Raw genomic sequence first — 4,980 nt, 5'->3', positions numbered from 1 at the left:
GTCCCGGGCGCACCGTCCTGCTCCTCGCCGCTACGGAGCCTTACCGTCGGCCTCCACCGCCCCGCCCTTCGGCGCCGCCCCGCCCTTCGGCACCGGCGTGGCCTCGGCCCAGTAGCCGCCGTCCGCCGGGCGGCGCCCGCGCAGGTCCGCCCGCACCTCGCCGGCCAGCCGGCGGGTGTCGCGGCGGTTCATGGTCGCGCCGATGCCGGCGCCGACCAGCAGCGGTATCACCGCCGGCAGGTGGCGCAGCGAGCTGCGGGTCAGCCGGCGGCGGACCTGCTGGCGCACCTCCGAGCTGATCGCCAGCGCGGCGAAGCCGGCGGGCCGCACCAGCAGGTTCGCGTCGATCCCCCGGCGGTTGGCCCAGGCACCGAGGTAGGCGCCGGCCCGCTGGGTGGCGCCGCCCTGCGCCGGAGTGCCGTAGACCTCGTGCAGCTCGGCGATCAGCTTGATCTCCACGGCCGCCACCGCGAGCGTCTCGGCGGCGATCTCCAGCGGCATCGCGGGCGGCACCGGCAGCATCGCCGCCGCGCCGACGCCCGCGCCGAGCGCGCTGGAGGCCCGGACGGCGCCGGTGACCAGCAGGTCGGCCAGCTGCTCCGGGAAGGCCGCCTCCGGGTGCTGCGCCCGCAGGGTGGCGAGGTCGCGCACCGGGATCCGGGGCGCGGTCCGCACCAGCTGTTCGGTCAGGGCCCGGCCGCCGTACGCGGCGCCCTTGGCCGTTCCCCTGGCGGCGGCCCGCCCGCCGTGGCCGAGCAGCCGGGCAGTGTGCAGCACCACGGCCCGGCCGCGGCCGCGCTGCTTCGCGGCGTACTCGGCGACCGGGCCGACGGGCTGCTCGGACTCCTCGACCAGTTCGGCGAGCTGCTCGCTCAGATCCGGCTCGGGAGCCGGCCGGGAGCGGCCCGGCCTGCGGAAGACTGCCATGGGAACCCGGTGCCCCTTTCGCGACGACGGCACGGCCCTGGGCCGCCTACTCGGCGACCTCCACCCCGCGCCAGAAGGCGATCCGGCCGCGCACGTGCTCGGCCCCGGGCTCGGGGTCGGCGTAGAACCAGGCGGCGTCCGGGTTGCTCCGCCCGTCCACCTCCAGGGTGTGGTAGCCGGCGGTGCCCTTCCAGCCGCACACCGTGGTGGTGTCCGAGGGGCGCAGGTACTCGGTGCGCACGGCCTCGGCCGGGAAGTAGTGGTTGCCCTCGACGACGACGGTGTCGTCGCTCTCGGCGATGACGACGCCCTGCCAACTCGCTGTGGTCATAAGGCGATTGTTCCCGACCACGGGCCGCCTCACCCCTTCCCGCTCCAGGACGGTCCAGCCGCGCCGGTCAGGTCAGCGGGTGGGCGTGCACCGGCACGTGCGGACTCTGGTGGCCGCCGCTGGCGAGCATCCGGACCTCGCCGCTGCCGCTGATCTCGGCCCGGACGATGCCGCTCTCGTCCTCGTACACCGGGTGGCCGCCCGGCCCGCTCGCGTCGGTACGGGTGACCACCACGACGTCCTGCGGGGCCTGGGTGCCCGGCGTCCCGGGGAAGGTGAGGGCGTAGCGCTCGGCGGGTTTCATCACATGCTCCTGCCTACCCGGCGGCCTCGGCCGGCACGGCGGCCCGCGTGTGCGGGCCGCGGACCTCCAGTTCCGCGAGCAGCCGGGCGGTGGCCTCCGCGACCGCCTCCACCGCCCGGTCGAAGGCCTCCCGGTTGTGCGCCGCGGGGGCGCGGAACCCGGACACCTTGCGGACGTACTGGAGCGCGGCGGCGTGGAAGTCCTCCTCGTCGGCGTCGGGCGTGACGGGGGGTCGCAGCGTCTTGATGTTGCGGCACATGCTCCCAGTCTCGCGCGCGGGAGCCGTGTCGGCGACCCCCTTTCGTCACACGCACCTCACAGCGCCGTCATCCGGCCGGATTAGGATGCCGGACGAACGAATTCGTCCCACCACCGCGCCACCTCCGTTCCACCTCCGTTCCACCTTCGTCCCGCCGCGCGCTTCCCCGGTCCGTCGGCATCACTCCGGAGTCACCCCCTTGCCTCTCGCGCTGCTCGCGCTGGCCGTCACCGCGTTCGCCATCGGAACCACCGAGTTCGCCGCCATGGGGCTGCTCCCCCAGGTCGCCGACAGCCTCCACGTCTCCATCCCGCAGGCGGGCTGGCTGATCTCGGCGTACGCCCTGGGGGTGGTGGTCGGTGCGCCGCTGCTGACCGCGCTGGCCGCCGGGCGGCCCCGCAAGGCGGTGCTGGTGGCGCTGGCCGGACTGTTCGCGACCGGCAACCTGCTGTGCGCGGTGGCGCCGGACTTCTGGACCCTGGCCGCCGCCCGGCTGATCACCGGGCTGCCGCACGGCGCCTTCTTCGGGGCGGGCGCGGTGGCGGCGGCCGAGCTGGTCGCACCGGACCGCCGGGCCCGGGCGGTGGCCGTGATGTTCTCCGGCCTGACCGTCGCCAACATCGTCGGTGTCCCGGCCGCGACCCTGCTCGGCCAGCACCTGGGCTGGCGGGCGACCATGCTGGTGGTCGTGCTGATCGCGGCCGCCGGGACGCTCGCCATCGCCCGGCTGGTGCCCGCGCTGCCCTCCTCCGGTCAGTCCGGGCTCCGGAACGAGCTGCGGGCCTTCCGCAGCGGGCAGCTCTGGCTGGCGCTGGCCACCGTGGTGTTCGGCTGCGGCGGCTTCTTCGCCTGCTACAGCTACATCGCCCCGCTGCTCACCAACGTCTCCGGCTACGCCACCGGCTCGGTGACCCTGGTGCTCGCGCTGTTCGGCGTCGGCATGACGATCGGCAACGTGCTGGGCGGGTTCGCCGCCGACCGGGCGCTGCGGCCCACCGTGTGCGCGGCCTTCGTGCTGCTCTCCGCCACCCTGGCGCTGTTCGCGGTGACCGCGCACGCCCGCTGGTCGGCGGCCGTCACGGTGGTGCTGATCGGGCTGTTCGGCTTCGCGATCGTGCCGGCCGTGCAGACTCTGGTGCTCCGGAAGGCGCGCAGCGCGCCGACCCTCGCCTCGGCGACGGTCCAGGGCGCCTTCAACCTGGCCAACGCCCAGGGCGCGTACTTCGGCGGGCTGGCGCTGGACGCCGGGCTCGGCTGGACCGCGCCGACGCTGGTCGGCGCGGTCCTGGCCGCCGCGGGGACGCTGATCGCGGTGCTCGCCTGGGTGGTCGACCGCCGCCGGCCCGCCCCCGTGGCGACGGAACCGGCGGCGGCCGCGATGACCACCGCCTAGGGCTGGCCCGGTGTCTCCCGGTGGGCCTCATATCTCCCGGTGGGCCTCGGCGAGCAGCTGGTAGCCGGCGCCGTTGGCCCTGATGCCCGACTTCTCGTCCTCGGTCAGCTCCCGGCGGACCCTGGCCGGGACGCCGGCGACCAGCGAACCGGGCGGGACGACCATGCCCTGCGGCACCACCGCGCCGGCCGCGACCAGCGAGCCGGTGCCGATCCGGGCGCCGTTGAGCACGGTGGCGTTCATGCCCACCAGCACGTCGTCCTCGACGGTGCAGCCGTGCAGCACGGCGTTGTGGCCGACCGAGATCCGCTCGCCGACCACCAGCGGGAAGCCGGGGTCGGCGTGCAGGGTGCAGTTGTCCTGGATGTTGCTGCCCGCGCCGACGCTGATCGACTCGGCGTCGCCGCGCAGCACCGCGCCGTACCAGACACCGGCGCCGGCGGCGACGGTCACGTCCCCGACCACGACGGCGTTCGGCGCCACGAAGGCGCCCGGGTCGACGGCGGGCACCCTGCCCCCGACGGCGGCGATCAGCGGCTCTGCCATGTCTCGTCCTCCTGGTGACGGTGGGCCGTTCGCCCGCCGGTCAGCGTAGGGGGTGGGTCACGGCGCCGTGCGGGCGAGGTCGGTTCCGGCGGCCGCCGGCCGGGCTCCGCACAGCGCGGTCTCGATCACCTTGTTCCAGGCGGCGTTGACGGCGTCGTCCGGGGCGTCGTAGACGGTGGTGTTCGCGGCGAACTCGCGCCTGCCGTCCGGCGAGCCGAGCATCATCGTGCTGTAGCCGGGGATGCCGCCGGCGTGGCCCCAGAAGGAGCCGCAGGGGGTGTCCAGGCGCTGCAGCCCGAGGCCGTAGCTGCGGCCCTCGCCGTTGGCGGTGGTCTGCTGCATGGCGGCGAGTTCGGCCGGGCGCAGCAGGCGGCCGCCGAGCAGGGCGTCGAGGAAGGCGGTCAGGTCGGCCGTGGTGGAGACGCCGGCGCCGGAGGGGCCGGCCATCGAGGGGTTGAACAGGGTGACGTCCACCGGGCCGGTGTCGGCCTTGTAGTAGCCGTGGGCGTACCGGCCGGGGAGGAAGGGCGAGTCGCCGGGCATCCAGGTGCCGGTGAGGCCGAGCGGGCGGATGATCCGGCGGGTCACCTCCTCGTTCCAGCTGTGGCCGGTGAGCTTCTCGATGATCATCCCGATCAAGATGTAGTTGGTGTTGGAGTACTGCCAGTCCTGGCCGGGCGGGAAGGCGGACGGGTACCGGTTGGCGATGTCCACCAGGTCCTGGAGGCCGTAGTGCCGGAAGCGGCCGCCGTCGAGCCACTGCGGCCGCCGGAAGTCGAAGGCCTGGTCCTGGGTGTAGTCGGCGACGCCGCTGGTGTGGTTGAGCAGTTGCCGGACGGTGATCGCGGTGCTGTTGGGGACGACGCCCGGCAGCAGGCACTCCAGGCGGTCGTCGAGGTCCAGCCGGTGCTCGCCGACCAGTTGGAGCAGCGTGGTGGCGACGAAGGGCTTGGTGGCGCTGCCGATCCGGAAGGAGCCCCGGGGGTCGGCGGGCGCGCCGGTGGCGAGTTCGGCGACGCCGGTGGCGTTGCGCCAGACCACCCGGCCGTCCTGGCGGACGGCGGCGAGGGCGGAGGTCGCGTAGCCGGGGTCGGTCATCCCGGCGAGGGCGGCGTCGGCGGCCTCCCAGTCGGCACGGCCCTCGGGGGTCGCGACGGCGCCGGCGCGGACGGCGGCGGAGCCGTGCGGGCCTCCGCACCCGGCGGCGGCCGGACCGGCGG

Annotated in this window: 7 protein-coding genes; 1 reads left to right on the top strand and 6 read right to left on the bottom strand. The window is 75.2% G+C overall.

What is annotated here, in order from left to right:
- Window positions 1–30: 30 nt before the first annotated feature.
- The 4 genes from ACWGJO_RS40930 to ACWGJO_RS40915 form a co-directional block, all read right to left on the bottom strand.
- Window positions 31–927: a hypothetical protein gene (locus ACWGJO_RS40930; RefSeq protein WP_452190871.1), complete on the bottom strand. Its 897-nt coding sequence runs from the start codon at window positions 925–927 to the stop codon at window positions 31–33.
- A 46-nt stretch (window positions 928–973) separates the two neighbouring features.
- Window positions 974–1,258 (bottom strand): DUF427 domain-containing protein, encoded by a 285-nt coding sequence (locus ACWGJO_RS40925; RefSeq protein ID WP_452190870.1) that lies wholly within the window; start codon window positions 1,256–1,258, stop codon window positions 974–976.
- A 67-nt stretch (window positions 1,259–1,325) separates the two neighbouring features.
- Entirely contained in the window at window positions 1,326–1,562 is a 237-nt protein-coding gene (locus ACWGJO_RS40920; RefSeq protein WP_452190869.1) for a DUF6296 family protein, read from the bottom strand.
- 13 nt (window positions 1,563–1,575) lie between these two features.
- Complete coding sequence (locus ACWGJO_RS40915; protein ID WP_359912516.1) at window positions 1,576–1,821, bottom strand: DUF2277 domain-containing protein; 246 nt, start codon at window positions 1,819–1,821, stop codon at window positions 1,576–1,578.
- A 199-nt stretch (window positions 1,822–2,020) separates the two neighbouring features.
- Between ACWGJO_RS40915 and ACWGJO_RS40910 the strand changes: the two genes are divergently transcribed.
- Window positions 2,021–3,214, top strand: coding sequence for an MFS transporter (locus tag ACWGJO_RS40910; RefSeq protein WP_359912513.1), 1,194 nt, complete (start codon window positions 2,021–2,023; stop codon window positions 3,212–3,214).
- A gap of 27 nt (window positions 3,215–3,241) precedes the next feature.
- Here the strand turns inward: ACWGJO_RS40910 and ACWGJO_RS40905 are convergent, their stop codons facing one another.
- Window positions 3,242–3,760 (bottom strand): gamma carbonic anhydrase family protein, encoded by a 519-nt coding sequence (locus ACWGJO_RS40905; protein WP_452190868.1) that lies wholly within the window; start codon window positions 3,758–3,760, stop codon window positions 3,242–3,244.
- A 57-nt stretch (window positions 3,761–3,817) separates the two neighbouring features.
- On the bottom strand, window positions 3,818–4,980 hold a 1,163-nt coding region (locus ACWGJO_RS40900), incomplete at its 5' end, for a serine hydrolase domain-containing protein (protein WP_452190867.1).

The organism is Kitasatospora sp. NPDC054795 (assembly GCF_053611565.1).
The sequence above is the reverse complement of the archived record's forward strand: the minus strand, read 5'-3'. Positions and strand labels throughout refer to the sequence as shown.

Bases quoted from the DNA above. Each gene is read 5' to 3' on its own strand.
- ACWGJO_RS40905 (WP_452190868.1), bottom strand. From the start codon at position 3,760: ATGGCAGAGCCGCTGATCGCCGCCGTCGGGGGCAGGGTGCCCGCCGTC.
- ACWGJO_RS40915 (WP_359912516.1), bottom strand. From the start codon at position 1,821: ATGTGCCGCAACATCAAGACGCTGCGACCCCCCGTCACGCCCGACGCC.
- ACWGJO_RS40920 (WP_452190869.1), bottom strand. From the start codon at position 1,562: ATGAAACCCGCCGAGCGCTACGCCCTCACCTTCCCCGGGACGCCGGGC.
- ACWGJO_RS40930 (WP_452190871.1), bottom strand. From the start codon at position 927: ATGGCAGTCTTCCGCAGGCCGGGCCGCTCCCGGCCGGCTCCCGAGCCG.
- ACWGJO_RS40925 (WP_452190870.1), bottom strand. From the start codon at position 1,258: ATGACCACAGCGAGTTGGCAGGGCGTCGTCATCGCCGAGAGCGACGAC.